Below are 22,284 nucleotides of genomic sequence, written 5' to 3' on the forward strand. Positions count from 1 at the left end.
GTCTGAAAACCGATACCTGTTTTCAGACGGCCTTTGCCTTTGCCGGAAATGTTATAATCGCCCTCTTTCCCAATCTTACCGCGTTCCATGAAACTCAATCCCCAGCAGCAAGCCGCCGTCAATTATCTGGGCGGCCCCCTTTTGGTTTTGGCCGGCGCAGGCAGCGGCAAGACGGGGGTCATCACGCAAAAAATCAAGCACCTGATTGTCAACGTCGGCTACCTGCCGCACACGGTGGCCGCGATTACCTTCACCAACAAGGCCGCCAAAGAGATGCAGGAGCGCGTGGCGAAAATGCTGCCCAAATCACAAACGCGCGGCCTGACGATTTGTACGTTTCACTCACTGGGCATGAAGATTTTGCGTGAAGAAGCGAATGTGCTGGGCTATAAAAAGAATTTTTCCATTCTCGATTCGACCGACAGCGCAAAAATCATCGGCGAACTGTTGGGCGGCACGGGCAAAGAAGCTGTGTTCAAAGCCCAGCACCAAATCTCGCTGTGGAAAAACGATTTGCGCACGCCCGAACAGGTTTTTCAGACGGCCTCGAACGAGTGGGAAAAGCAGATTGCGCAGGTTTACGCCGGTTATCAGACCACGCTGGAGAGCTATCAGGCGGTGGACTTCGACGACCTTATCCGCCTGCCTGCTGTTTTGCTGCAGCAAAACAGTGAAGTGCGCAACAAATGGCAGCGGCGTTTGCGCTATCTGCTGGTGGACGAATGTCAAGACACCAATACCTGCCAGTTCACGCTGATGAAGCTCTTGATCGGCCTGGAAGGCATGTTTACCGCCGTGGGCGACGACGACCAGTCGATTTACGCATGGCGCGGCGCAAACATGGAAAACCTGCGCAAAATGCAGGAAGACTATCCGCAGATGAAAATCATCAAGCTGGAGCAGAACTACCGCTCTACCGCGCGGATTTTGAAAATCGCCAACAAAGTGATTGAAAACAATCCGAAACTGTTCCAAAAAACCTTGTGGTCGCAATTCGGCATGGGCGAAACGGTGAAGGTCGTGGCCTGTCAGAACGAGCAACACGAAGCCGAGTGGGTGGTCAGCCAAATCGTGAAGCAGAAAGCCGTGTCGGGCGACAAGGCCAAATACGCCGATTTTGCCGTGCTTTACCGCGGCAACCATCAGGCGCGTGCGTTTGAAGAAGCCTTGCGCAGCGCACGCGTGCCCTATCAGCTTTCGGGCGGCCAGAGTTTTTTCGACAAGGCCGAGATTAAAGACGTGCTGGCCTACATCCGCCTGCTTGCCAACCCTACCGACGACCCTGCTTTTTTGCGTGCCGTCACCACGCCCAAGCGCGGCATCGGCGACGTAACGCTGGGCAAACTCAACACCTACGCGCACGAACACGAATGCAGCCTTTATGAAGCCGCGCAGAACGAAAGCGCGCTCTCATCACTCGGTTCCGCAAACCGCGGACATGTGCAGGTATTTATGGAAATGATGGAAGTCTACCGCAACCGCGCCGAAGTCGCCGACGCAGGCGAACTCATCACCAGCCTGCTCGAAGAAATCGGCTACGAAAACCATCTTTTATTAAACGAAGAAGGCAAAGCCGGCGAAATCAAGTGGCGCAACGTGTGCGACCTGACCTCGTGGCTCGCGCGCAAGGGGGAACAAGACGGCAAAAACATCATCGAAATCGCCCAAACCATCGCCCTGATGACGCTTTTGGAAGGCAAAGACGAAGAAGAAAACGACGCGGTCAAACTCTCCACGCTCCATGCCAGCAAAGGGCTGGAATATCCGTATGTTTTCCTCGTCGGCTGCGAAGAAGGCATCCTGCCGCACGCCGACAGCATCGAAGAGAGCAACGTCGAAGAAGAACGCCGCCTGATGTACGTCGGCATCACCCGCGCCAAACGCCAGCTCACGCTTACCCATTGCGTGAAACGCAAAAAACAAGGCACTTGGCAATTTCCCGAACCCAGCCGCTTCATCGGCGAAATGCCGCAGGAAGACATCAAAATCCTGGGCCGCAAAGACAGCGAGCCGATTGTCAGCAAAGAAGAAGGCAAAAGTCATCTGGCCGATTTGCGTGCAAGGATTGCGGCGGCGAAAAAGGAGGCATGATAACGAAGGCCGTCTGAAAACGAGCATAGTGAGTTTTAGCTTTGCAGAAACCCGCTGCGCTTGTTTTCAGACGGCCTGAGTGCAACAAAACCACCCGTCACGGACGCGGCAGCATGAACAATACCTGCTCGTTTTGCTCCGACCACATCAGTTTGGCCGTTTCACGCAATCCGCTGCGGCTGAAACTTTCGGGAATCTGCCTGATTTCGTTCAAATAACGGGCATCGCCGTAAGTCTGATGGCTGACGACCAACCGTTCGAACCACAAATCGGGCTTGAGCCTGCGCGCGTTTTCCTGCTCGACAAAAAGTTTGCGCAAATTGCGCGCCTCACTGAAGCCGATACCGTCGGGCAATCCGCGCAATACTTTTTGCGCTGCCTGCCAATCGGCCTGCGCCTGTCCGTTTGGCGAATCGAATGTCAGATGGCTTTCAATTCTCGACTGGCCGCCGTTTGGCGCGGCATGGAATTTCACGCCGTAAGTGCTTTGCTGCCTGCCGCGCAATTCGTCTTTCAGACGCGCATTGGCAAGATTGTTCAACAGCTTGATTTGTTCGTATTGCGCCGGAGAAAGCTGCCGAGTCGGCACCCATGACCAAGCCTGTACTTCAATACCCTGCGTATCGTTTGCCGCCACCTGCTGCGTCTGACGGCCGCTTTGCAGCGGATAATGTGTCGGCGGTATCCGACGGCGCGGAATACCGGCTAAATATTGTGTCATCAACGGTTTGATTTCGTCCGCCGACAAGTTTCCGACGATATAGTAGGTCGTCGGCGCAGCGGACAAAGTCTGCCATTGCTGCTGCAAACCGGCGGCGGTCAATTCCGCATAGGCGCGGCTTTCAGACGGCCTCAACAGATTTTTACCATGGCGCATGGTATTCAGAACATGGCTCTGCCGCCCCGATTTGGAATATTGGCCGACTTTGAAGCGCGATTCTTCCCGCTTGACCGACTGCTGCCAACCGCCGAAATCGGCTGCCGTCTGGTAATGGCGGTAAAGCTGCAACAGCGGCTGCAATGCGGTTTTGGCGACTTGGGCATCGGTGGTTTGCTGATAGCCGTCCAAGCGGAAGCGGTATTGCTGTATGCCCTGTTTCTGCTGCCATTGCTTGAACGTGGCAACGTTCATGCCCTGCGGTACGGAACGCGCCAATACGTCGGCCAGGATTTCCGCCTGCCATGCCTGTTGCGGGTCGCTCAAATAACCGACATTGGATAAGGCTTTAAAATAAATCCTGTTTCCCGCCATCGGCAATTTCATGATAACGGCGGTGTCGCCGTTGCTCAAATTCAAATAATGGATATTCAGTTTGTCGTCCCGTTTTTCCGAAACGATTTGTCCGCCTTGTGCAGAAGCAAAATGCGGTTCAGTGAGGCCGTCTGAAACCTGTTCAGACGGCCTGACAGCCTGATTGAGTTTTGCAATAGCAGGCAAATTCACTTTTTCGTCTGCCTGCGCCTGAACCTGAATCATTTTGTCGGGCGCATTGAGCCAGTCGGCAATGCGCCGGTTCACGACTTTGGCGTTGATGCGGTAAAGCTGGCTGCGGTCTATGGTTTGGATTTCCGCATCGGGCATCGGCAAACCGCGTAATACGGTTTCGTCGCTTAAGGCAACCACTTTGCCCAAATCATCCGGAATCGCGGCCTGCTGCGGCGACAGATTGCGGTGCAGCACCCTGCGGTATTCCGCCAGTTCTTCATCGGTGGCCGGGGTATTTAAAATCTCTTGGCGCAAATGGCGCAACACGTCCAGCATTTCGCCGTGCTGATTGGGCGCGGTTTCCGATTGGAACACCAACGCGCCGGTATTGCGCCCGAGGGTATCCATTTTCAGCACCACGTCTTCGCCCGACTGCCTGATTCGGCGGTTGACGATAAACGCGGCGAAATTATCCAGCAGCCGCTGGTAGGCGTGTTCTTCGTAAGCCGGGGTCGGCTGCTTTTTGAAACGGAAAACCAGCGACAATTTGTTTTCCGCATTGTCGCGGTCGGCCACTTGCGCAATGTGCCAACCGTTTTGCAGCGTCGGCTCGTATTCTTCGCTCCGCCGCTCGCCCAGCGCAATCGGCTGCAAACCGCCGAATGCTTTCTGAATCAGGCGTGCGGTTTCGTCTATGCTGACATTGCCCATCACCACCAACACCGCATTGTTCACGCCGTACCAGCGGCTGTGAAAATCAGCGGCGGTTTTCATGTCGGCTTTTTCGATGGCTTCCAGACGGCCTATCGGTGCATAACGCCCTTGCCGCGCGCCTTTGTACATCAATTCATGCTGCTGCCGGTTCAGACGGTTTTGCAGATTTTGCTGTTGCCGCCACTCGCTCAGAATGACCTGCCGCTCTTTCTCCCAATCTGCAGCGGAAAACTGCTTGGGCTGCAAAATCTGCCGGTAAATCAATAAGGTTTCGTCCAACTGCTTCAGCCCGCGCGGCGGAGTCAGCATATAGCGCGTGTAATCATAAGTGGTTTGCGCATTGTAATGGCGGCCCATCTGCCAGCCGTCTTTGTTCAGCCGGTTGGAAAGGCCTTGCGGATTTTGGGGAGACGATTGGAACACCATGTGTTCGGTGATGTGGGCGATACCCTCTTCGCCGTTATTTTCATCGGCAGCACCCACGCCGATATTCAGGCGCGTCACCAACCGTTTTCCGGCGGAAGGTACTTTGAAAATGTGATAGGTCAGACCGTTGGCAAGCCTGCCGGTTGCGTGCAGCGATTGTTCCGCATAAGCAGGCAGAGCCGTGCCTAAGGCTGCAAGCACGACGATATAAGTGAGCTTCATGGAAGAATTCCCGTTTGGTGGTAGGCCGTCTGAAACGGTTCCGGATGAAGTATTATATCTCTGATTTATTTAAAATGAATACATCATGCCTGCTGATTTTTCAGACGGCCTCAAACTTGACGCCACACCATATCGATATGCGCAATGCCGTCTTCCAGATAATCGGCCGAAACCGCATCAAAACCCAAGGATTCGTAAAACCGCCGCAAATAAAGCTGCGCCTGGATATGGATTTCATACTCCGGGAAACGGCTTTGCACAGCCTGCAATGCCTGCTGCATCAATATCCTGCCCAATCCCGAATCCCGCCGGTCTCTGACAACCAATACCCGCCCTATTTTCGCCACCGGATCATCGCTGATGATTCGGCAGTACGCCGACAAGATGCCGTCTTGTTCCGCAAACAGATGCAGCGCATTCAAGTCTTTTTCGTCCACTTCGGGATAGGCGCAATTTTGTTCCACCACAAAAACATCGACCCGGCTTTTATAAATCTGCCAAAGCTCGAAATTGCTTAATTGGGCAAACGGTTTTAAATGCCAATTCATATTTGACCTCCAATGGTGAAGGCCGTCTGAAAATTCAGACGGCCTTTTGATTTTGTCCACGCTCTTTTCAGACGGCCTCAATCGGTAAAAAAGGTGTGTGCACCCAAGTAGTTTTTCGCATAAAACGGCTTGGAGAGCTTCTCGGTCTGAATGGTCTTGCCGCTGCTGGGCGCATGAATAAATTCGCCGTTGCCGATGTAGATGCCGACATGGGAATATCTGGTGCGCTTACTGGTGTTGAAAAACACCAAATCGCCCGGCTTCAATTGGCTGTCGGGGATTTTGCGCGAAGCGGCGGCCATGTCGCGGGCGGTACGCGGCAGGCTGACACCGAGTGCGTTTTTATAGACAAATTGAATCATGCCGCTGCAGTCAAAGCCGGTGGCGGCATCGCTGCCGCCCCATCTGTAAGGCGTGCCGACCAAGCCCATGCTTTGAATCATGATTTCCTGCGAGCCGTGCGCGCGGTCGATGTGGCTGATGCGCACAGGCTTGATGCTTGGCGACACAGCGGCAGTTTTACCCTTGAACTTGCGCGGCGTTTTGTCCGCCGTCGTGCCGCAGGCGGCAAGCAGAACTGCGGCGGTACCCAACGATAAGATTTTGCTCACGGATTTCATGATTTTCCTTTCAGACGGCCTTCTTTTTCAGACGGCCTTACAGCAAAGATTCAATCGGCAAAAACGACAATATCCGCGCGGTTACGCGTTTCCAAAAGCCGGCTTCCGGCTCTTTGCCGTAGGTTTTGCCGTCTTCGGGGTTGTACCAATGCAGCTTGTGGAATTTGTTCATCGTCACTTTATAGGCGTATTTCGGCGTGGTTTCCGCCAGACTGCGCTGCATCATGCCGGCCACTTCGGGACTTTCGATGACGACGCCCATTTCGGTGTTCAGGCGAGCGGAGCGCGGATCAAGGTTGAACGAGCCGATAAACACGCGTTTGGCATCGACGATGAAGGTTTTGGCATGCAGGCTGGTGGCCGAGCTGCCCGTCAGGCCGCGGTCTTTGGTTTTCGGCACGGCATGGCTGGGCTGCAATTCGTAAAGGTTGACCCCGGCTTTCAGCAGAGGCTTGCGGTATTTCACATAACCGGAATGCACCGCCGCCACATCGGTCGCCTGCAAAGAATTGGTCAGTACGTTGACATCAATGCCTTCTTTGGCCAATTGCGACAAGGCCTGCGTTCCGCTTTTAGTCGGCACGAAATACGGGGAAACGAGATACATGCTCTCTTTCGGCTTTTGCAGGGCGTTAAAGAGGCGTTCGGCAATCGGCTGTTTCGAGCGGTCGCGGTTCAGCCCTTTGGCCGGATCGTCGCTAATCAGGCGGGTATGCACGTTAAACCATTCGATATTGTTTTCCTGCATGGATTTGAACAGCCCCGAATTTTCGACTTCTTTGCGGTAATCGGCCAGCACTTTGTTGCTGTCTGCCCGGTTGTATTCCAGCTCCTGATAACCTTTTTCGATGCTGCCTTTTTTAATCACGCTGGTCGCGTTGTAGGACGATTGGCTCGCCCAATAGCGGTCGAAATCGCGCGACACCTGCGTCACCACCGGCCCCGTAGCCAGAATATCCAAATCGGCGAACACGGTATCTTCTCCGACTTGGAAATACTCGTCGCCGATGTTGCGCCCGCCGACGATGGTGGCGCGGTTGTCGGCGGTGAAGGATTTGTTGTGCATACGGCGGTTGAGGCGCGGAAAGTCGGTCAGATAGCCCAAAGCGCGCCATTTGCGCGAAACAAACGGGTTGAACAGGCGGATTTCGATATTCGGATGGCTGTCGAGCGCAAGCAGGACATTGTCCAAACCGTTGGTGTTGTTGTCGTCCAAAAGCAGGCGCACGCGTACCCCGCGCTCGGCGGCGCGGTGCAGCAAGTTAAACAGCAGCCGGCCTGAAATGTCGTTGTGCCAGATGTAATACTGCAAATCCAGGCTGACATCAGCCGATTCGATTAAGGCCGCACGCGCCACGAAAGCTTCATGCGCATCATTCAGCAGATAGACGCTTGAAGTTTCGGGGTCATTGTCGACCGCACCCTGCTGGGACGGTTTTAAAACCGCGTCCAAGCGTGGCGCGGAGTCCACCTCGATATACCGGCTTTCCGTCCGCCCCTCCAACGGCGGCAGGGCGGCGCAGCCCAAAAGAAACGCGGGAAGCATGAATGTCAAATATTTCGTTTTCATTAAAATAACGGTTTTCAGACGGCCTGCAAAAGAACCAATCAGCATCCGACCGTTTTATGTCATGCCGTCTGAAAAAATGAATTTAAATTCTTACTGAAAGCATTTTACCTGATTTTTATTGCTGCCCCGTAAGATTTTGGCCGTCTGAAACATGTAAACGGCTGAAAATCAGGCCGGACAACAAGGTAATCAGGCCGACACCGGCAAAGGTCAGCCGGAAAGCGGTATGCAGATCGGCCCGGCCTATGCTGCTGTCGCGCCAAAGCTGGAGCATCAGCGCGCCCAGCGCAATGCCCAGTGCAATCGCCAATTGCTGGTTGACCGCCATCAGGCTGTTGCCGCTGCCGGTCTGATAGCCGCGCAAATCGGCCAAAGTGAGCGTGTTCATCGATGAAAACTGAATCGAGTTACAAGTACCCATCAAGAAGAGCAAGCCCACCCATACGGCTACCGGCGTACTTTCGGACGGAACCGCCAACAGCATAATCAGTACACCCAAGATGCGCGTGTTCCAAATCAGCACATTGCGGTAGCCGAAGCGCGCCATCACGGGCTTGATGACCGGTTTGACCAGCAGCGAAGCCAAGGCAACCGGTGCCACCAGCCAGCCCGACAGCGTCGCGCTGTAACCGAAAGCCACCTGGAACAGCAGCGGCAGCAGAAACGGTACGGAGCTGATACCCAACCGGCTGATCAGGTTGCCCATCAAACCCAGCCGAAAGGTACGCACTTTAAACAAATGCCCCGCGTAAATCGGATTGGACGCGGTTTTCGCATGGCGGTAGTAAAGCCACATCAACAGCGTACCGCTGGCCGCCAGCAGCAGGGAAAACGGTTTCGCACCGTCATGGGATACGATTTCGACCGACAGGGTCAGCGCGCAGGCCGCCGCAGCAAACATCAGAAAACCGCTCAAATCCAAAGCCGCTTTCTCACCTTTGACATTGGGCATGATTTTCCGGCCGACAATCAGGCCGAGCAGGCCGATGGGCAGGTTCAACAGAAAAATCCAGTGCCACGAAGCATATTCCACCAGATAGCCGCCTGCCAGAGGCCCCAATACCGGCCCGATTAAAGCGGGCATCACCGCATAGTTGAACGCGTTGAGCAATTGCGATTTTTCATACACGCGCAAAATCGTCAGACGCGGCACCGGCACCAGCATCGAGCCGCCAATCCCCTGCACCGCCCGTGCCAACACCAGCATTTCCAAGTTCGGCGCGGCGGCACACAGCAGCGAACCCAGCATGAAGACGGAAACCGCACCGAGAAACACGTTTTTCGTACCGAAACGGTCAACCAGATAGCCGCTCAAGGGAATCAGCAAGGCCACCGTCAAGGTATAGACAATCACCGCCATCTGCATGTTCAGCGGCGACTCGTGCAAATCTTCGGCGATTTTCGGCAACGCGGTATTTAAAATCGTGGCATCCAGCATCTGCATGAAAATGGCGATGGCCATCAGCAGCGGCAGCCAGCGGGAAGGTTTGGCGGCGGTGTGTGTCATGTTCGGATGAAATATTTCTGATTAATGTGCCGTATTTTACGCCAATTTAAGGCCGGATACGGCAAAGGCCGTCTGAAAAAGACAAACGGTTTTCAGACGGCCTCAAAAGCGCCTTGATGCCTTTTTGCCCGCAATACAGTGAACTGAAAATCCAAATATTTTGCGGGCAACCCGTATCCGCCCTACAAATTTCTTATGCGGGCATAACGGAATCGGATCAATACGCCTCGCCCGTATTCCATCAATGCCATGTCCCCAATACAGCTTGCGGAAAATCGAAGCGGTTGGAGGCAGTCCGGTTTGGGCGTTCCGGAAGGTGGCAACCTGTAAAGCGCAAAGGCCGTCTGAAACGTTTCAGACGGCCTTGTTTTGCATCCCGTAAACAGGAGATGTTCCGTATCCTCATGTGTGCGGCTGAACCTGCCTGCCGTTAATGCCCACAGCCGCAGCTTCCGCCGCCGCAACCGGCCTGCACAGCGTTTTCAGACGGCCTGTCTGCCTGTTCCGCATCTCGGGCGCGGTATTGCAGCGGGTATAAATCCAGCTTTTCCATCAACAGGCGGTCGCCGTCTTCTTCGGGGTTTTCGGTGGTGAGCAGTTTGTCGCCGTAGAAAATCGAATTTGCTCCCGCCAGAAAACACATGGCCTGCATGGCTTCGGGCATGTTGCTGCGGCCTGCGGACAGGCGCACAAAGCTTTTGGGCATGGTAATGCGGGCGACGGCGATGGTGCGCACGAATTCCGTCCAGTCCAAATCTTCGGCATCGGCCAGCGGCGTGCCTTCCACTTTTACCAATTGGTTAATCGGCACGCTTTCGGGCTGCGGGTCGAGGTTGGCGAGGCTGGCGATTAAGCCCGCGCGTTCGGGGCGGGTTTCGTTCATGCCGACGATGCCGCCGCAGCAGACTTTCAAGCCCGCGCTGCGCACTTTGCCGAGCGTGTCCATGCGGTCTTCGTGGCGGCGGGTGTGGATGATGTCGTTGTAGCGTTCGGGGTCGGTGTCGAGGTTGTGGTTGTAATAATCCAGCCCGGCTTCTTTCAAATCTTCGGCCATGCCGTCTTCAAGCATGCCGAAGGTGCCGCAGGTTTCCAGCCCCAAGCCTTTGACGGCTTTGATGATTTCGGACACGGTTTCCACGTCTTTCGGCTTCGGCCCGCGCCACGCCGCGCCCATGCAGAAACGGCTCGCGCCGCGCGCTTGGGCGATTTTGGCTTTTTCGAGGATTTCCGCCACGTCCATCATGCGTTCTTTTTCCAGGCCGGTGTTGTAGTGGGCAGATTGCGGGCAGTATTCGCAGTCTTCGGGGCAGCCGCCGGTTTTGATGGAAAGCAGGGTGGAGAGCTGGATTTCGCGGGGGTTGAAGTTTCGGCGGTGGACTTCGGCGGCTTTGTACACAAGGTCGAGAAACGGCATTTCGAACAGTTCTTCAACCTGGCATTTGCGCCAGTATTGGGCGGTCTGGTGCGGCTTGCGCTCGGTTTTTCGGCGCAGGGCGACGGGGGATACGGTCATGATTTGTCTTTCTTCATTCGGTTTGCAGCGGCGCAATGACGCTGACGGCTGGGCTGACGGCGCAATGACGGCAGCGGCGGATAAAGGCCGTCTGAAACATAACCGTATCTTTATGAAGCGGTTTAGGCTATGATTTCAGACGGCCTGAAAAGTGTAACCCTTTTGAAAAACCACCGCAAAGGATTTTTAATGACACCATTCAAATTAGCGGTTTTCGATTGCGACGGCGTATTGGTCGACAGCGAACGCATTACCTGCCAAGTGTTGGCCGAATGCTTGGCTGAACAAGGCTTGGTGATGGACAGCCGCGAAGTCTGGCATTTATTCGTGGGCAAATCCATACCCAAAAGCATGGAGATGATCGGCGAAATGCTGGGCAAAAGGCCGTCTGAAAGCATGTGGCAGGAATTTTCCAAACGCGCCAACGCCGCATTGAAAAAAGACGTCGAAGCGGTCAAAAACATTGAAGCCGCACTCGATGCACTCGATATTCCTTATTGCGTGGCTTCCAACGGCGATTTTGCCAAAATGAACACCACGCTCGGCACCACCGGCCTGCTGCCGCGCTTCCAAGGCAAAATGTTCAGCGCAACCCAAGTCAAAGCCGGCAAACCCGCGCCGGATCTGTTTTTGCTGGCTGCCGAAACCATGGGCTTTGCGCCGCAAGACTGCGTCGTGATTGAAGACAGTCCGACCGGCGTGGCGGCCGCCATAGCCGCGGGCATGACGCCGTTCGGTTACGCACAATGGACGGCACGCGAAACCTTGCACGAAGCCGGTGCGGCGGTACTGTTTGACGATATGGTGCAATTGCCGCAATTGATTCGGAATTACCGCGCATAAAGCCGAAGGCCGAACCTGCTGAAAATCCAGCAATTTATGGAAATTCCTGATTCACCGTTTGGCTGCGGACGAAACCGGTTTTCTTCAGTTTGCCAAAGCTCCAAGGCCGTCTGAAAAAATATTTTCAGACGGCCTTGAAGCTTGGAAACAAAAATCAGCTTTACGCCTTGCCGATTAAATATTCCACCAAATCCGGCACACCTTCCGCCGCACGCTTGCGGATTACCTCAATATCCGCTGCCACGCTTTGCGGATTCGGATCAACCAGATACACATCGGCGTGCGGCGGCGCGTAATGCACCAGCGAAGCCGCCGGATAAACCTGCAGCGACGTACCGACAATCACCACCACATCGGCATCGCGCATTTCTTCCGCGGCAGTATCGAACATCGGCACCTGTTCGCCGAAAAACACAATATGCGGCCGCATCGCACCGCCGCCGCTGCTCACCGTTTCCGCGGTTTGCTCGCCGGTAAAGTCAATGATTTCGTCGGGATTGTCGACGCTGCGCAATTTATTCAGTTCGCCGTGCAGGTGCAGAACATTTTTGCTGCCCGCCCTTTCGTGCAGATTGTCCACGTTTTGCGTAATAATCTGTACGCGGTAATAACCGGCCAACTCCACCAAAGCATAATGCGCCGCATTCGGTTCGGCCTCATTGGCCTGGCGGCGGCGTTGGTTGTAAAAATCAATCACCAGCTGCGGATTCTTCGCCAGGGCTTCGGGCGTGCAGACATCCGTTACCCTATACCCTTCCCACAAACCGCCCGCATCGCGGAATGTCAACAAACCGCTGTCCGCGCTGATTCCCGCACCGCTCAAGACCACACATTTTTTCATCCTGCCGCTCCGCATGAAGGCCGTCTGAACGCGTTTCTTCATATTCAGACGGCCTGTATCCCGTTTCAGGTTTCCGACGATATTTACACCAAACCCTGTGTTTTCAGAGCCTTTTGCACCCCTTCATCGGCTTCCACACGCCGATAAAAACCTTCCAGCTTATCCAAGTGGCCCAAATCAACACCCAATGCTTTCGCCCAACGCAATGTGACGTACACGTACACATCGGCGATGGTCAGTTCGCCGGCCAGATAATCCTGATTCAGCAAGGCTTCGTTGACCAAGCCGTAATATTCGGCCACCTTCAACATCGCGCGCGCACGGATTTGCGCACCCTCGCCCTCGCCTTCGATAAAACGGTTCGGGTTGAATACATAGTTAAACGTCGGGTGCAAATCGGCATTGGCAAACGCCAGCCATTGCCGCGCTTTGGCCTGCCGGCGCACATCGCCGCGGCCAAACAATCCGGCTTCCGGATATTGCGTATTGATGAAATCCAAAATCGCCGTATTCTGCGTCAGCGTCCAATCGCCGTCCTGCAAAACCGGTACCGATCCCTGCGGATTCAAGGCCAGAAATTCCGGCGTTTTCAAGGCATCGCGCGCCACCTGCACCGCTTCAAAATCCGCTTTCGCCCATTCCAAAGCCACATGAGGCACCAACGGACACGCACCCTGCATATAGTAAAGTTTCAACATGTTTTTTCCTTTCAATGTGTAACGAGGCGTATTGTACTGCATTTCAAAAAGGCCGTCTGAAAGCATCATTTGATGAGAAACTTTCAGACGGCCTCAAGCTCAGTCGTCGGGCTGAAACTTCGCAGCGTCACGATCGCGCCCAACGGTATCTTTGTCTTTCAAAGTTGCGCCCAATCCGAGCATTCTTTCATATTCGGACGGCACGGCGCCATCATCCTCTTCCATACCGAATGCGCCGGCATTGACCCACAACGTCAATATCCCCGCCACGGCCGCCAAAAAGCCGATAATGTACCAAAACATAGTTTTTCCTTCGCTGCCGCACCGAAGCGGTGCGGTTTCCATCATAACGGGATAAACTGTATCATATTCCGGTAATCAGCGGTATGCCGTCAGCCGATAAGGATGTGGTGCAAATCGACTGTTATGCTGCCAACCGCCGACTGCCGCCGCTTGGCGCAATCCGTGCAGGCAGCCTTAGACCAAGCCGGACAAAGCAACCGCATAATTATTCAAGACTATGAATCAGATGTGCAGCTTTACTGCATCAGCTTGGAAGTTGACTGGATTTTTAAGCGTATATAATATTCAGTTATCGTAATCAGTTATCTGCGGGGATGGCGGTGTCCTTTATTTTCAATCTGATGTTTGTTGTTGCTTGGCTGCTTATGCTGTCATTGGTCTTCGGCTGGGGTTGGATTGCCGTCGGTGTGACGTTGTTTTTTGTTTCAGCCGCCGTCATCGGTTTGCGCAGCAAGCCACCCGTTTGAAGTTTCTGAAGCCTGTTTTCGAAAAACCGTCTGTTTCAGACGGTCTTTCGTATATCCGCCAAAAGGCGGTTTTTTTATGGAGCAACGCTTTATGCACATTATCCTATCCTGCATTGAAACATTTTGATGTTTACTCAAAGGATAAATTATCCTTACCTGATACAATATCCGGCTGCCTGCTACGTTAAAAAACGAAAAGGCCGTCTGAAAAACCATTTTTCAGACGGCCTCGAATATTTTTAATCAACCGCCGCACGCGCCGCAGCATCCGCCTTCGCTGTGACCGCCGCGTTTTTCCTCATTGTTCAAAACCGGAAGTTCAGCCCCTTCTTTGGTTTCTGCTTCTTGATTAGGCAGATCGTTGACTTTGATTTTAACCTCTTCGCTCATGGCATGCCTTTCATGTAGGTTTAATGTCCGGCATTATAACATGCCTTTTATATTCTTCTTTTTGATTCGGCACAAAATAGTTAAATGTATTAGGCCGTCTGAATGTTTCAAGAAACCGGTTGGCTTCGTGAAACATTCAGACGGCCTGTTCGGATGCTTCGCAAAATCAGAACAAAACCGGAAGCAGAATCCGCCGTTTCCACAAAAAGGAAATCATGCCCGTCCGCTTCGACAGTTTAAAAATATCAGGATAACCGCGTGACGGATGCCTGTCTGCACACGGAAAAGGCAGCAGGTTATCGTTTGCCGACAACGCCTGTTTTTGCAAAGTTGCCTGCTTTTATTTCAATCTTCGCCCCATACTTCGGCGGCGATTTCTTCCACCAAGCGCACTTTCGCCCATTGTTCGGCTTCGGTCATGATGTTGCCTTCTTCGGTGGAGGCGAAACCGCACTGCGGCGACAGAGCCAGCTGGTCGAGCGGCACGATTTGCGCGGCTTCGGTAATGCGCGCTTTGATTTCGTCTTTACTTTCCAACTCGGGGAATTTGGAGGTAATCAGACCCAAGACGATACGGCCTTTGTGCGGATTGTCGTTGAAATGTTTCAACGGCTCGAAACCGCCCGAACGCTCGTTGTCGTATTCCAGGAAATAGCCGTCGTAAGCGGTCTGTCCGAACAATTCGGGTGCAACGGGATCATACGCGCCGGTCAGGAGATAGGACGATTTGTAGTTGCCGCGGCAGACGTGCGTCGTAATCACCATGTCGGCCGGTTTGTCGGCCAAAATCGCCTGAATGTTTTCCAAAGCGAATTTTTTGCTGGCTTCAAAATCGAATTCGGGATTGCTGAAATTGTTGCACAGCGTGCCCCAATACACATCGTCGATTTGCAGGTAGCGGCAGCCGGCATCGTAAAACGCTTGAATCGCGTCTTTATACGTTTGACGCACGTCTTCGCAGAATGCGGCTTTGCTTTCGTACACGCCGGTATCCCAAATAAACGGATACATCAACTGGTTCGGACTCGGAATGGTGTATTTCACAATACCGCGGCCGCCGACGATTTCGGCCAAGGCTTTGTAGTGGGCGATGAAGGGATGGTTTTCGTTCCAAGACACTTTGCCGTTGCAGCGCGTATTGTATTTGCGCACTTCCGTGCCTTTAAACGCATAAGCCTGTTCCGGTACAAAGCCTTCGATGCCGTTGAGGTTTTCCAAAAAGTCGATGTGCCACCATGAGCGGCGGAACTCACCGTCGGTAATGACTTGAATGCCCGCGTCCAGTTGGTCTTGCACCAGTTTGGCGATTTCCTGATCTTCCACGCGGGTCAGTTCTTCGCGGCTGATTTTGCCTTCGGCAAAGTCGGCACGGGCTTTTTTCAGGTTTTCGGTGCGCAGGTAGCTGCCGACGGTATCGGCGCGCAGCGGCAGGGTTTTGCTCATGGTTCATTCCTTTCGATAAAATATTAATCTGTCGGCAAGTATAAATGAATTCGCGCCAGTCCTGAAGCTGAAGGACATGAAAAATTCACGCGTTGACGTGATTCAGATTCATATAAAAAGGCCGTCTGAAAAATCCGTCGTCTCAACGGGATTTCTTTTTCAGACGGCCTTTCATTTATATTGAACAACGCTATTCTTGGGCACGGATTTGCTGCAAAAAGCGGCGGGTTCGCTCGTGTTGCGGATTATCAAACAGCACTTCCGGCGCGCCCTGCTCGACAATCACGCCGCCGTCCATCACCACCACGACGTCCGCCACTTCCATGGCGAATTTGATTTCGTGAGTTACGACCACCATCGTCCAACCTTCCTGCGCCAATTCTTTCATGGTGTTCAGCACATCCTGCACCAACTCGGGATCAAGCGCGGAAGTCGGCTCGTCAAACAGCATCAATTCGGGCTGAATCGCCAACGCACGGGCAATGCCGACACGCTGCTGCTGGCCGCCCGACAATTGGTACGGATACAGATCCACCTTGTCACCCAAACCGACTTTTTGCAGCAGCCCCAGCGCCGCTTCCCGAGCCTGCGACACCGGTTTGCCCTGAACCGCCACCGGCCCTTCCATCACGTTTTCCAATGCGGTTTTGTGCGGAAAGAGATTGTATTGCTGGAACACCATGCCGGATTTCCGACGCAGCGCGAGGATGTCGGCTTTGGTCGGTTTCTGCGAAAAATCAATACTCAAAGGAGCGTCATTATCAAACGCAATCTGTCCCTGTTCGGGCATTTCCAATGCGTTCAGGCAGCGCAGAAACGTGGTTTTTCCCGAACCCGAAGGCCCCAGAATCACGACTACCTGACCTTTGTTCACATCCAAATCGATACCGCGCAAAATGGTGTTGTCGCCGAATGTTTTATGGATATTACGGATTTTAATCATCTTTTTTCCTTATTTGGCGACATAACGGTCAAAGCGTTTTTCGATTTTTGCCTGAATCAGGAACAATACCCAACAGAAACACCAATATACGATACCTGCCTCGATATAGACCGGCAGGAAATCGTAGGCGCGGTTGGCCACTTCGGAAGCCACGCGGAAAAGTTCGGTAACGGTAACGACGGCGGCCAAAGACGTATTTTTGAACAAGCCGATGAACTCGTTGCTCAAAGGCGGGACGGAGACGCGGAACGCCTGCGGCGCGACAATGCGGCGGAAGGTCTGCATATAGGTCATGCCGATGGAAAAACCTGCTTCCCATTGTCCTTTCGGTACCGACAAAATTGCCGCGCGGATGGTTTCCGAAGCATACGCGCCGACGTTGAGCGAGAAGCCGATAATCGCCGCCGGAATCGGATCGATGAATACACCGATGGCGGGCAGACCGTAGAATACAATCGAAATCTGTACCAGAATCGGTGTTCCGCGGATGGCGGAAACGTAGATTTTCGCCAAAGCCAGAAAAATCTTGTGCAGCCAGTTTTCAGACGGCATCACGCGAATCACCGCCACGATAACGGCAATGATCATACCGATGACAAACGAAGCCACGGCCAGCGGCACCGATACCAAAAATCCGGCCTTGACCATAGGCCAAAACGCGCTAATTACCAAATCAGCGCGCGTTTCCGTCATAAACGGCAGAGAAGCCAGTAGATTATTTAACACTGATGTCTTTTCCGAAGAATTGTTCGCCCAATTTTTTCAAGGTACCGTCTGCCTGCAATTCTTTCATTGCTTCGCTGAATTTGGCGACGGCTTCGTCGTTGCCTTTATTGACAATCAGGCCGGCACCGACTTTTTCGTCCGCAGGCGCAGTCCACACGATTTTCACACCGGCATTCGGATTTTTCTGCAGATAATCCAACACCGCCAATTCATCGTTCAGCGTCACTTCGGCACGCTTTTGTTCAATCAGCATCAGCGATTGCGCCAAACCGTCCACCGGTACGATTTCGGCTTTGGCCGCAGTGGCGCGTTCGCCGTAGTTGCTGGTCAGAGACTGCGCGGCTTTTTTGCCGGCGATTTCTTCAACCGATTTGATGGTGCTGTCGTTGCGTGCCACCAATACCGGGCCGCTCCAGCTGTACGGCTCGGATTTGTCGAATGTTGCCTGACGCTCGGGGCTGGTCAACGCCACTTGGTTGGCCACCACGTCGAAACGGCCTGCTTTCAGACCGGCCATCATCGCATCCCATTGGGTTTCTTTAAATTCGACTTTCACGCCCAGCTTTTCCGCCACCGCACGGGTGACTTCCACATCATAACCGGTCAGTTTGCCGCTTTGGTCATGATAGGTAAACGGTGCGTAAGTCCCTTCGGTACCGACGGTGATGGTACCTTTATTATTGATGCGCTCAATCAGCGAACCTGAAGCATTGGCCGTACCCGCCGCGCCGGAAGCGGCATTTGATGCAGCAGAGCCGCCGTCACCGCCGCAAGCCGCCAAAACCAGAGCAGCCATGCTGCCCAATAAGAATTTTTTCAACATCGCTTGATTCCTGTGTGCATTTTAAAGCGGCTATTTTAATGGATATGGGGTTTAAACACAAAGAATGCTTTTGCTATGACTTATAATTAAAAAATATAACAAAGGCCGTCTGAAACAGCATTTTTGAAATATTCTGTTTCAGACGGCCTTTGTCCCCAAATCAGACCATTAAATGTTTGCTCATTTGCGCCGCATGATTGTCTTCAAACTTAATCAATGCCGCACTCTCTTTATGACCCAAGAGAGATGCGCAAACTGACATGGGCGCTTTGTGCAGCAAATGATTGTAGCGTTCCGCTCCGCGGTTGTAGGCGCGGCGCGCATGAAGCACATCGTTTTCCGAGGCATCCAGCATTTCCAGCCGGGTAGCTACATCTTCATCCTCACGGTGTTTTAATTCGTTTTTCAGATGACTTTGCAACGCCCTCAAAGAAATCGTCAACCGGCTTTCTGCCTTGGATAATTTGGCCAAAGATTCTTCCGATACCGACCGCGCCGCCAATGTCAATGCCCATTCCGCTTCGGCGCAGGCCTTAGCCAAATCGTTTTTTAAATCTTCCGCATTGAGCAGATAAAGCTGCGATGCTTCCAAAACATGTTTTGCGGCCTGATGTCGGCACAGCAAAGCGATTTTCAAAGCCATAAAAGATTCTTGGTAATCCTGCTTTACCGCCGTTAACTTTTGTTTACAGATAACAATGACACCGGCCAATAAGACGAGAATCAATAAAATTGCCAGCATTCCCATAGAGTTTTCCTTTTTTATTGTCGCAGGTGCGTTCATTTTTATGGCACTATATCACACTGCACCCATGCCGGAATTATAACCTAAAATGAATAAATTTTCCCATCATGCATAATAAAGGCCGTCTGAAAATTTCAGACGGCCTTTATTATAACTAAAAATATCTTTACAAATCCAACGAAACTTCTACATTATCAATCAAACGCGTGCTGCCCAAACGTGCCGCAGCCAAAACCACCAAATCCTTGTCACCCACACGCGCCACCTGCAGGCTGTCTGCATGGCGGATTTCGACATAATCCACCGTCCAGCCGGCCTGGGTGAGATTTTCGACAGCCGCCTGCTCGATTTGCGCATACGCAACATTACCTGCCTGCAATTGCGCCGCCGCTGTTTGCAGTTCACGGTACAAGCGCGGTGCTTCAGCGCGCTCGGCTTCGTTCAGATACTGGTTCCGGCTGGACAAAGCCAAACCGTCGGAAGCGCGGCCGGTGTTGACCGGAACGATTTCGATATTGAAATTCAAATCCTCCACCAGCCCTTTGATGACTGCCAACTGCTGATAATCTTTCTTTCCGAAACAGGCAACATCCGCTTCCACAATATTGAACAACTTGCTTACCACGGTCGCCACGCCGCGGAAATGGCCGGGACGGAACTTGCCGCACAATTCGTTTTGCAGATGAGGCGGCTCGACGTTGTAACGCTGCTCGACATTGGGATAAAGCTCTTTCTCGTCGGGCGCAAACACCACCGCCACACCTTCTCCGGCCAGCTTGCCGGCATCCTGCTGCAAGGTGCGCGGGTATTTATCGAAATCTTCGCCCTGGCCGAACTGAAGACGGTTGACGAAAATACTGACCACCACATTATCGGCACGTTTTTTCGCTTCGCGCACCAAAGCCAAATGGCCTTCGTGCAGATTGCCCATGGTCGGCACAAACGCCACTTTGCCGGCGGTTTTACGCCACTCGCGCAATTCTTTAACGGTATGAATGATTTGCATAATCTGAATAATCCTTGGGACGGGTAGGCCGTCTGAAAATAACGGCACGATTATACGCCTTGCACCGGCGATAACCAAATTGGAACCGCCCGAAACCGTCAGGCCGTCTGAAAAACAACTTTTCAGACGGCCTGACGGTTTAAAGTTCAGTCATTTTGCCGCTATCTGATTTTCCGCTATCAACCGCACAAAATCACAGCCTGACTGCTTAATCGGCAAAAGTATGCTCGGGTGCAGGAAAGGTTTGGGATTTGACCTCATCCACATATGCCTTTACCGCAGCCTGAATACTGTCTTTGCCCTGCATAAAGTTTTTCACGAATCTGGCCGTTTTGCCCGGGAACACGCCCAGCATGTCGTGCATCACCAAAACCTGCCCGTCGCAATCCACGCCCGCGCCGATCCCGATGGTCGGGCAATTCACGCTTTCGGTTACCCGTTTGGCCAATGCAGCCGGTACGCATTCCATCAAGACGATTGCCGCCCCCGCTTCGTCATGCGCCTTGGCATCATTCAACAAAGCCTGCGCCTTATCACCGCGCCCCTGCACTTTATAGCCGCCGAACGCAAACACCGACTGCGGCGTCAAGCCGATATGCGCGCACACCGGAATACCGCGCATTTGCAGAAATTCGGTCGTTTCCGCCATCCATACGCCGCCCTCCAGCTTGACCATATGCGCGCCGGCCGCCATCAATTCGGCCGCCGCCGCAAAGGCCTGCTCTTTGCTCTGCTGGTACGCGCCAAACGGCAAATCACTCACAATCATCGCGTTTTTCGCACCGCGCGCCACAGCTTCGGTGTGGTAGCACATATCGCGCAGACTGACCGGCAGCGTGGAAGCACGCCCCTGAACGGTCATGCCCAAGGAATCGCCCACCAGCAAAACATCCACGCCGGCTTCGTCCATCAAGGCTGCAAAACTGGCTTCGTAGGCAGTAAGCATCGAGATTTTGCTGCCTTCGGCTTTCATTTTTTGGAGCGTGTTCACAGTAATCATGGTCGTGGTTCCTGTCTTTTTCAGACGGCCTTATCGGATTAAAACGAGGCCATTATAAGGCTTTGGTGCCAAATGTATATCGATAAATAAAAAACAGCTTAACCACTATCCATGATTAAGCTGTTTTATTTTGGTGCCGGCACCAAGAGTCGAACTCGGGACCCCCTGATTACAAGTCAGGTGCTCTACCAACTGAGCTATACCGGCTTCACCGATTGCAAAAAAAGCAATACAGTAAAAACTGGTGCCGGCACCAAGAGTCGAACTCGGGACCCCCTGATTACAAGTCAGGTGCTCTACCAACTGAGCTATACCGGCTGGGAAAGACAGCATTATGCCGTTAACTTTCTGCATTGGCAAGGGCTTTGCCGCCAAAAAAATCCAGCCCTTAACAAAACACTTGATTTTTAATTGAATATTACCTTCTTTATTTTTAAGGCCTCCGTATCATAAAAATCAAGCGGATAAAATACCGTACCCGCCCGGTCATAGGCCGTCTGAAAAATACCGCAAACTCTGTTAAAATAATCGGCTCCCCATCTTTTACGATTCCCCCACATGGCACAACATCCCTACCGCCGTCTGCGCGCACCGCAAGCTCAGCTGCCCGAAGTCGGCATTTCCGAAGAAGACAATATCCGTTCGCTGCATTTGGGCAGCGCGACCATTCAAAGTTCGATGAATCTCGACCACCCTGCCGAACTGGTTTTGTCTTACAGCCGCGCGATGATGGGCTGGCTTTTGTTTGCCGAAAATACGCCGCGCCATATCACCCAGATCGGTTTGGGCGGCGGCTCTTTTGCCCGCTGGATTGATGCCTACCTGCCCGATACCAAGCAGACTGCCGTCGACATCAACCCGCAAGTGATTGCTGTGGCACGCAGTTTGTTCGAGCTGCCGTTTGAAGGTGAAAAATTCGAAATCGTGGAAGCCGACGGCGCGGAATACATCAAAGTGTTCCGCCGCAATACCGACGTGATTTTGGTGGACGGATTCGACGGCGAGCAGATTATCGATGATCTGGTAAGCGAACCGTTTTTTGAAAACTGCCGTAATGCCTTGTCGGAAAACGGTATTTTTGTCACCAACTGGTGGAGCGGCGATAAACGCTACCGGCATTTTGTCGAACGGTTACTGAACGTATTCGAGGGGCGCGTTTTGGAGCTTCCTGCCGAAAGCCACGGCAATATGGCAGTCATGGCTTTTCAAAACAGCCCGAAACAGCAAAATATCGATGCGCTGCAAAAACGCGCCGACAAATTGGGCGAACGTTACGATTTGAATTTCAAGCGCATGTTGGCGGATTTAAAAGCGAATAATCAGAACAACGGCAAACATTTTTACCTGTGAGCCAAAAGATACCATTCTGCAAGACAAAGGCCGTCTGAAAATTTTCAGACGGCCTCACACAAAAATCAA

Annotated in this window: 21 protein-coding genes and 2 tRNA genes; 4 read left to right on the forward strand and 19 right to left on the reverse strand. The window is 52.9% G+C overall.

Annotation, left to right across the window (positions count from 1 at the left end; translation table 11 throughout):
* Positions 1-87 precede the first annotated feature (87 nt).
* Positions 88-2,091, forward strand: a complete 2,004-nt coding sequence (gene rep / locus ACM67E_RS06590) for a DNA helicase Rep (protein ID WP_416190672.1) — start codon at positions 88-90, stop codon at positions 2,089-2,091.
* A 97-nt stretch (positions 2,092-2,188) separates the two neighbouring features.
* On the opposite strand, the gene ACM67E_RS06595 is transcribed toward rep, so the two are convergent.
* The 6 genes from ACM67E_RS06595 to bioB all read right to left on the reverse strand — a co-directional run bounded on the left by ACM67E_RS06595 (position 2,189) and on the right by bioB (position 10,637).
* Complete coding sequence (locus ACM67E_RS06595; RefSeq protein ID WP_416190673.1) at positions 2,189-4,879, reverse strand: insulinase family protein; 2,691 nt, start codon at positions 4,877-4,879, stop codon at positions 2,189-2,191.
* A gap of 110 nt (positions 4,880-4,989) precedes the next feature.
* Complete coding sequence (locus tag ACM67E_RS06600) at positions 4,990-5,427, reverse strand: GNAT family N-acetyltransferase (protein ID WP_416190674.1); 438 nt, start codon at positions 5,425-5,427, stop codon at positions 4,990-4,992.
* A 77-nt stretch (positions 5,428-5,504) separates the two neighbouring features.
* Positions 5,505-6,047: a C40 family peptidase gene (locus ACM67E_RS06605; protein ID WP_416190675.1), complete on the reverse strand. Its 543-nt coding sequence runs from the start codon at positions 6,045-6,047 to the stop codon at positions 5,505-5,507.
* 37 nt (positions 6,048-6,084) lie between these two features.
* Positions 6,085-7,617 carry a phospholipase D family protein gene (locus ACM67E_RS06610; RefSeq protein ID WP_416190676.1) on the reverse strand — a complete coding sequence of 511 codons (1,533 nt, stop codon included), beginning with the start codon at positions 7,615-7,617 and terminating at the stop codon, positions 6,085-6,087.
* Between the two features lie 115 nt (positions 7,618-7,732).
* The gene (locus ACM67E_RS06615; RefSeq protein ID WP_416190677.1) at positions 7,733-9,124 is read right to left on the reverse strand and encodes a DHA2 family efflux MFS transporter permease subunit; all 1,392 of its coding nucleotides are present in this window, start codon (positions 9,122-9,124) and stop codon (positions 7,733-7,735) included.
* 430 nt (positions 9,125-9,554) lie between these two features.
* Entirely contained in the window at positions 9,555-10,637 is a 1,083-nt protein-coding gene (bioB, locus tag ACM67E_RS06620; RefSeq protein ID WP_416190678.1) for a biotin synthase BioB, read from the reverse strand.
* Positions 10,638-10,826: 189 nt separating this feature from the next.
* Between bioB and ACM67E_RS06625 the strand changes: the two genes are divergently transcribed.
* Complete coding sequence (locus ACM67E_RS06625; RefSeq protein ID WP_416190679.1) at positions 10,827-11,480, forward strand: HAD family hydrolase; 654 nt, start codon at positions 10,827-10,829, stop codon at positions 11,478-11,480.
* Positions 11,481-11,640: 160 nt separating this feature from the next.
* Here the strand turns inward: ACM67E_RS06625 and ACM67E_RS06630 are convergent, their stop codons facing one another.
* The 3 genes from ACM67E_RS06630 to ACM67E_RS06640 form a co-directional block, all read right to left on the reverse strand.
* The gene (locus ACM67E_RS06630) at positions 11,641-12,321 is read right to left on the reverse strand and encodes an SIR2 family NAD-dependent protein deacylase (protein ID WP_416192749.1); all 681 of its coding nucleotides are present in this window, start codon (positions 12,319-12,321) and stop codon (positions 11,641-11,643) included.
* An 83-nt stretch (positions 12,322-12,404) separates the two neighbouring features.
* Complete coding sequence (locus tag ACM67E_RS06635) at positions 12,405-13,019, reverse strand: glutathione S-transferase family protein (protein WP_416190680.1); 615 nt, start codon at positions 13,017-13,019, stop codon at positions 12,405-12,407.
* A 99-nt stretch (positions 13,020-13,118) separates the two neighbouring features.
* Positions 13,119-13,322 (reverse strand): hypothetical protein, encoded by a 204-nt coding sequence (locus tag ACM67E_RS06640; RefSeq protein ID WP_416190681.1) that lies wholly within the window; start codon positions 13,320-13,322, stop codon positions 13,119-13,121.
* Positions 13,323-13,445: 123 nt separating this feature from the next.
* Here ACM67E_RS06640 and ACM67E_RS06645 point away from each other — a divergent pair, with 123 nt between their 5' ends.
* Positions 13,446-13,604 (forward strand): hypothetical protein, encoded by a 159-nt coding sequence (locus tag ACM67E_RS06645; protein ID WP_416190682.1) that lies wholly within the window; start codon positions 13,446-13,448, stop codon positions 13,602-13,604.
* 428 nt (positions 13,605-14,032) lie between these two features.
* On the opposite strand, the gene ACM67E_RS06650 is transcribed toward ACM67E_RS06645, so the two are convergent.
* From ACM67E_RS06650 to ACM67E_RS06695, 10 genes are all read right to left on the reverse strand, one after another.
* Entirely contained in the window at positions 14,033-14,179 is a 147-nt protein-coding gene (locus ACM67E_RS06650) for a hypothetical protein (RefSeq protein WP_416190683.1), read from the reverse strand.
* Between the two features lie 345 nt (positions 14,180-14,524).
* A complete protein-coding gene (locus ACM67E_RS06655) occupies positions 14,525-15,622 on the reverse strand; it encodes a 5-methyltetrahydropteroyltriglutamate--homocysteine S-methyltransferase (protein WP_416190684.1) in 1,098 nt (365 codons plus the stop codon).
* Between the two features lie 190 nt (positions 15,623-15,812).
* Positions 15,813-16,565 (reverse strand): amino acid ABC transporter ATP-binding protein, encoded by a 753-nt coding sequence (locus tag ACM67E_RS06660; RefSeq protein ID WP_416190685.1) that lies wholly within the window; start codon positions 16,563-16,565, stop codon positions 15,813-15,815.
* A 9-nt stretch (positions 16,566-16,574) separates the two neighbouring features.
* On the reverse strand, positions 16,575-17,291 hold the full coding sequence (locus ACM67E_RS06665) for an amino acid ABC transporter permease (RefSeq protein WP_416190686.1): 717 nt from the start codon (positions 17,289-17,291) through the stop codon (positions 16,575-16,577).
* Entirely contained in the window at positions 17,281-18,114 is an 834-nt protein-coding gene (locus ACM67E_RS06670; protein ID WP_416190687.1) for an amino acid ABC transporter substrate-binding protein, read from the reverse strand. Before ACM67E_RS06670 ends, ACM67E_RS06665 begins: the two co-directional genes overlap by 11 nt.
* Positions 18,115-18,274: 160 nt before the next feature.
* Positions 18,275-18,757: a LemA family protein gene (locus tag ACM67E_RS06675; protein WP_416190688.1), complete on the reverse strand. Its 483-nt coding sequence runs from the start codon at positions 18,755-18,757 to the stop codon at positions 18,275-18,277.
* 268 nt (positions 18,758-19,025) lie between these two features.
* Positions 19,026-19,865 carry a pantoate--beta-alanine ligase gene (panC, locus tag ACM67E_RS06680; protein WP_416190689.1) on the reverse strand — a complete coding sequence of 280 codons (840 nt, stop codon included), beginning with the start codon at positions 19,863-19,865 and terminating at the stop codon, positions 19,026-19,028.
* 208 nt (positions 19,866-20,073) lie between these two features.
* Positions 20,074-20,865: a 3-methyl-2-oxobutanoate hydroxymethyltransferase gene (gene panB / locus ACM67E_RS06685; protein WP_416190690.1), complete on the reverse strand. Its 792-nt coding sequence runs from the start codon at positions 20,863-20,865 to the stop codon at positions 20,074-20,076.
* 131 nt (positions 20,866-20,996) lie between these two features.
* A tRNA-Thr gene (locus ACM67E_RS06690) sits at positions 20,997-21,072 on the reverse strand.
* A 35-nt stretch (positions 21,073-21,107) separates the two neighbouring features.
* Positions 21,108-21,183 (reverse strand) — tRNA-Thr (locus ACM67E_RS06695).
* A 240-nt stretch (positions 21,184-21,423) separates the two neighbouring features.
* Here ACM67E_RS06695 and ACM67E_RS06700 point away from each other — a divergent pair.
* Positions 21,424-22,215 (forward strand): polyamine aminopropyltransferase, encoded by a 792-nt coding sequence (locus ACM67E_RS06700; protein ID WP_416190691.1) that lies wholly within the window; start codon positions 21,424-21,426, stop codon positions 22,213-22,215.
* Positions 22,216-22,284: the final 69 nt, after the last annotated feature.

Origin of the sequence: Neisseria sp. CCUG12390, from assembly GCF_047837985.1 — a bacterium.
Classification (GTDB): domain Bacteria; phylum Pseudomonadota; class Gammaproteobacteria; order Burkholderiales; family Neisseriaceae; genus Neisseria.